Raw genomic sequence first — 4674 nt, forward strand, 5'->3', positions numbered from 1 at the left:
AGGTATCTATCTCTCGCGCCACGGGCAGCGTCACCTACCCGGCCAGCTTCATGCTCATCGCCGCGCAGAACCCGTGCCCTTGCGGCTACTACGGCGACCCGACGCACGTCTGTACCTGTTCCAGCAGCATGATCACCCGCTACCAGAAGCGCGTCTCCGGGCCGCTGATGGATCGCATCGACCTGCACATCGACGTACCGCGCGTGGACTACGAAAAACTGTCGTCGTCGCACCGGGGCGAGCCGTCGGCCGCTGTGCGCGCCCGCGTGGAGGCGGCGCGCCAGATGCAGGCGCGGCGCTTGGCCGGCACGGCGCTCTACAGCAACGCTGACATGGGGCCGGGCGAGGTGCGCACGTTCTGCGTGCTGGACGAGGTCGGCCGCCGGCTGATGAAGAGCGCCATGGCCCAGATGGGGCTGAGCGCGCGCGGCTTCCACCGCGTCCTGAAGGTCAGCCGCACCATCGCCGACCTGGCCGGCTGCGAGGAGATCGGCCCGGCGCATTTGGCGGAGGCGTTGCAGTATAGGCCGAGGAGTCAGTAAGTAGTTGACGGTAAACAGTATTCAGTGGTCAGTAGGCTAGTGATGCCATCTTAGGATTGTCTGGGAGTTATAGAAGATATATAATATCTATATAACAGTTGGAGGAAGGATGATGCCTAAAGTCATTACATCTACCGAGCTACAGAAGCAGACTCGTGAAGCGATCGATTACACGCGGGTGGAACGTGATGTTGTCATTGTAGAAACCTATGGGCGGCCAATGGCGGTGATTCTTTCCTATGATGAGTATCAAGCTTATCTCAGATATAAAGAGGTTCAGGAGGGGCGGCAGGCGCGATTTACCGCTTTGCGAGAGGCATCCGGCGCAAACGCGGCCTACAATGCACTGACCGAGGAAGAAGCGCTGCGGCTGGTCGACGAGGCGCGGCAGGAGATTGCAGATCAATTAGCGTCAGGGAAAGCCTAAACTGTGAGCGCGGTGAAGGTTGTCCTGGATACAAACCTGTTAGTAAGCTATTTGCTCACCCAAGGGGAAACCATATCGCGCCTGATTGAATATTGGGAACAGGGCCGAATCGTTGTACTGATGTCACCTTCAATGCTGGAAGAGTTAGCCAATGTTGTTACTCGGCCGCGTCTGCGCCGTCATATGGCAGTGGATCCGCAAGTGCTCATTGATCTTTTGACCGCAGAAGCTCTCCCCGTGGCTGGCGAATTGATAGTATCAGGTGCGTGCCGCGATCCAAAAGATGATAAGTTCCTGGCTTGTGCGGTTGAGGGAAAGGCGGACTATATTGTGACCGGCGACGCAGACCTGTTCGATTTACAGAGCTTTCGCGACATTCCGATTGTGCGGTCATTTGAGTTGCTTCTACTTATGGATGAAGCGCAACCATAGGCAGCTATAACGGTGCAATCCTTACGTGATTAAGTCTCCCTGGCAAACCACTACTTATGTCAGAACCTCCTTCTAACTCCACCCATCCCTTAACCCTCTCCGCCTGGCGCGCCTGGCTAGAAGCCAACCACACCCGCCCCGAAGGCGTCTGGCTCATCACCTACCGGCGCGCCAGCGGCAAGCCGTTCATCCCCTACGAGGCGACTGTCGAAGAGGCCCTATGCTTCGGCTGGATCGACGGTCAGGTCAAGACGCTCGATGACGAGCGAACGATGCAATGGTTCGCGCCGCGCCGGGCGGGGTCGGTCTGGGCCAAATCCAACAAGGAGCGCGTCGCCCGTCTCATCGCCGAGGGTCGCATGACTCCCGCCGGCCTGGCGAAGATCGAGGCTGCCAAGGCCGACGGTTCGTGGGCGCTGCTGGATAGCGTGGATAATCTGGAAGTGCCGGCTGACCTGGAGGCCGAGTTTGATAACTACCCCACCGCCCGCGCCAACTTCGACGCCTTCCCCCGCTCGGCCCGCCACGCCATCCTGGGCTGGATCGCCCTGGCCAAGCGGCCGGAGACGCGGGCCAAACGCATCACAGAGACGGCGCGACTGGCCCAAGATAACGTCCGCGCCAACCAGTGACAGCCATGGGCCTACCGCGATCTGGTTGATTAGCCGCTCACTATGGACGCTCCCATTTCTCGTACTGTAATGTATAGTTGGTCGTAACGAGCCCTGTGCTGAATGGACGTAAGTAGAATGCTAACCACACGCACCAACCCGGACTGGATCGCTACGCTGTCCGGTCAAGGAGTCCCTCAGACCGAGGCAATTGAGGAGTTGCGAGGCTTACTCGTCCGCGCCGCCCTCTACACGCTGGTCGCTCATTTGGACGACCTGCGCGACCTGGACGACCGCGAGCGCAAAGCCCTGGCCGAGGATTGCGCGCAGGAAGCACTGATGGCCGTCCTCTCCAAGCTCGACGACTTTCGCGGAGACAGCAAGTTCACCACCTGGGCCTACAAATTTGGGGTCAACGTGGCTCTCACCCGCGCCCGACGCGAACGTTGGAAGCGAGTATCGTTGGACGCCCTGTCCGAGAATGAGCCTTCATTAGACTGGCTGCAATGGAAGGAAGAAGGACTCCAAACCGTTGATTCAGAGATACCTGTGCTGCAGGCAGAAGTGGGCGCGCTCATCCAGGAGGTGGTAAACACGGGACTTACGGACAGACAGCGCCAGGTACTCAAGTGGATCGTCTTTGACGAGGTGCCGATGGATGTTGTTGTAGAGCGGCTGGATAGCAACCGAAACGCGGTCTACAAGCTCTTGCACGACGCGAGATTGAAGGTCAGACGACAGTTGGCAGCGCATAGCTACGAAGCCGAAGACGTTTACGGTCTTTTTCGGCGGCGATGAAGTAAGGATTGTCGCGTTCAGGCAACCTACAAGATAGGTATAGAAAAGATGGAAACCAAGTTTTCGCGCTGGATGAGACAGGTGCGAGATACGCGAGACGAGGAGATCGATTGTTCCGCATGTCTGGATCAGATCTCCCAATATGTTGATCTTGAGTTGACAAGGGGCGAGGCTGCTCAGGTCATGCCTCTGGTCAGTCACCATCTGACTCAATGCGCCGTGTGCCGGGAAGAGTATGGGGTCTTGCGGGAACTGGCGCAGCTTGAGATGAATGGCGCAATGCCGACGGAAGAAGAATTGCTAGACCAATTGCAACGGCCCCCAGAATCAACACAATAAAAGAGTAGGCAAGGGTTCTGAACGGATGAGAACACTGGAGAATGGAAATGCTCCAGTGTTTTTTGTTGTGGCCTGAATCGAAAGGAGCGTCGGTTTTGCTTCGGTGTGGTAAGAGATCTCCCAAGTATGACACTAACTAGCAAGTCAACAATCCGGTATTCCGCAGATGCTCCAGATAGCCTGGCAGCCATGGTTTACCGGCCAAGCGAATAAAGGGAGAATCTGATGAGACATAGCAAGCATTACGTGCTCGGAGCGGTGGCCGCGTTATTCATCCTCGTCGCCGGCTTCATGGCCTACTCGCCCGTAACGGCGCATGGCAGACTCAAGGCAAACCAACTCGCTTTTCATGACGCGATGCGAGTGCTGTGGGAAGATCATATCACCTGGACCCGCCTCTATATCATAAGCGCAGCGGCCGATCTGCCCGACAAAGACCTGACCGCCCAACGGCTATTGCAGAACCAGGTTGACATCGGCGACGCGATTAAGCCTTTCTATGGCAACGCGGCAGGGGAGCAACTCACCGCGCTACTACAAGACCATATCCTCATTGCCGCTGAACTGATTGACGCAGCCAAGGGTAGTGATACCGCGGCCTTCAACGACGCACACGCACGCTGGTATGCCAATGCCAATGATATCGCCGCCTTTTTGAGCGCGGCCAACCCGGAGAACTGGCCGGTGGCCGAGATGCAGGCCATGATGAAGTCACACTTGGACCTAACGCTCCAGGAAGCTGCCGCTCGTCTCGGTGGTAACTTCGCGGGCGATATTGCCGCCTACGACGAGGTGCATAGGGACATCTTACACATGGCGGATATGTTGAGCGAAGGGATCATGCATCAATTCCCCAAGGCATTCAAATGATGGCATAGGGATGAGCTATCGACTTAGCCCGCCCGCAGCTCTCTGAACCGTTGTGCCTCTCCAAGTACACATGATTGTCAGTGTCCGATTCACAGCCAACCCCCGGCGGTTGGCTGTGAATCGCACTGCTAAACAATCGCCATTGACGTGCCGCTCCTATACGGTATGATGGTGCGAGTTTCGGCAACGGGTTCCGCGCTGATGGGTTCCGTAAGGAGCGGCGATGGAAGTATCCCCCGGTATTTACAGCTTGGGACAACCGCAGGGTGGCCGAGTCCACGCCTATTTACTGGACGACGGCCAGGGCGTGACCGTCGTCGATACCCTCATGGCCGCCGATGCCCACCTCATCCTGGACGAACTGGCCCGCATCGGTCGCGGCCCGGCCGACATCAAGCACCTCATCCAGACCCACGCCCACCGCTCGCACCTGGGCGGCCTGGCGCGGCTGAAGGAACTGAGCGGCGCGCCGATTTACGCCCATGAGTGGGAGGCGGACATCATCTCCGCCGACCGGGTCGCGCAGCCCGTGTCGAGCCGGCCCTACAACCCCGCGCGCGTCTGGCCGCTACAGATCGCCCTCAATTTCAACCTCTCCAAGCACCCGCCGGCGCACGTGGACCATTTTGTTCACGACGGCGACCGGATCGGGCCG

General features: G+C 58.1%; 8 protein-coding genes. All 8 read left to right on the forward strand.

Going from position 1 to position 4674, the window contains the following annotated elements; genetic code table 11:
- Positions 1 to 542, forward strand: a 542-nt coding sequence (locus ACE3UY_RS18840) for an ATP-binding protein (RefSeq protein ID WP_374689022.1), incomplete at its 5' end; no start/stop codon positions are given.
- Positions 543 to 651: 109 nt separating this feature from the next.
- Positions 652 to 969, forward strand: a complete 318-nt coding sequence (locus ACE3UY_RS18845) for a hypothetical protein (RefSeq protein WP_374689023.1) — start codon at positions 652 to 654, stop codon at positions 967 to 969.
- A gap of 3 nt (positions 970 to 972) precedes the next feature.
- Entirely contained in the window at positions 973 to 1401 is a 429-nt protein-coding gene (locus ACE3UY_RS18850) for a putative toxin-antitoxin system toxin component, PIN family (RefSeq protein WP_374689024.1), read from the forward strand.
- Positions 1402 to 1457: 56 nt separating this feature from the next.
- Positions 1458 to 2033, forward strand: coding sequence for a YdeI family protein (locus tag ACE3UY_RS18855; RefSeq protein WP_374689025.1), 576 nt, complete (start codon positions 1458 to 1460; stop codon positions 2031 to 2033).
- Positions 2034 to 2150: 117 nt separating this feature from the next.
- Positions 2151 to 2810 carry an RNA polymerase sigma factor gene (locus ACE3UY_RS18860; protein ID WP_374689026.1) on the forward strand — a complete coding sequence of 220 codons (660 nt, stop codon included), beginning with the start codon at positions 2151 to 2153 and terminating at the stop codon, positions 2808 to 2810.
- 48 nt (positions 2811 to 2858) lie between these two features.
- Entirely contained in the window at positions 2859 to 3149 is a 291-nt protein-coding gene (locus tag ACE3UY_RS18865) for a hypothetical protein (RefSeq protein WP_374689027.1), read from the forward strand.
- Positions 3150 to 3374: 225 nt separating this feature from the next.
- Positions 3375 to 4019 (forward strand): hypothetical protein, encoded by a 645-nt coding sequence (locus tag ACE3UY_RS18870; RefSeq protein ID WP_374689028.1) that lies wholly within the window; start codon positions 3375 to 3377, stop codon positions 4017 to 4019.
- Positions 4020 to 4242: 223 nt separating this feature from the next.
- Positions 4243 to 4674, forward strand: a 432-nt coding sequence (locus ACE3UY_RS18875; RefSeq protein WP_374689029.1) for an MBL fold metallo-hydrolase, incomplete at its 3' end; no start/stop codon positions are given.

The organism is Promineifilum sp. (SeqCode), from assembly GCF_041918635.1.
GTDB lineage: Bacteria > Chloroflexota > Anaerolineae > Promineifilales > Promineifilaceae > Promineifilum.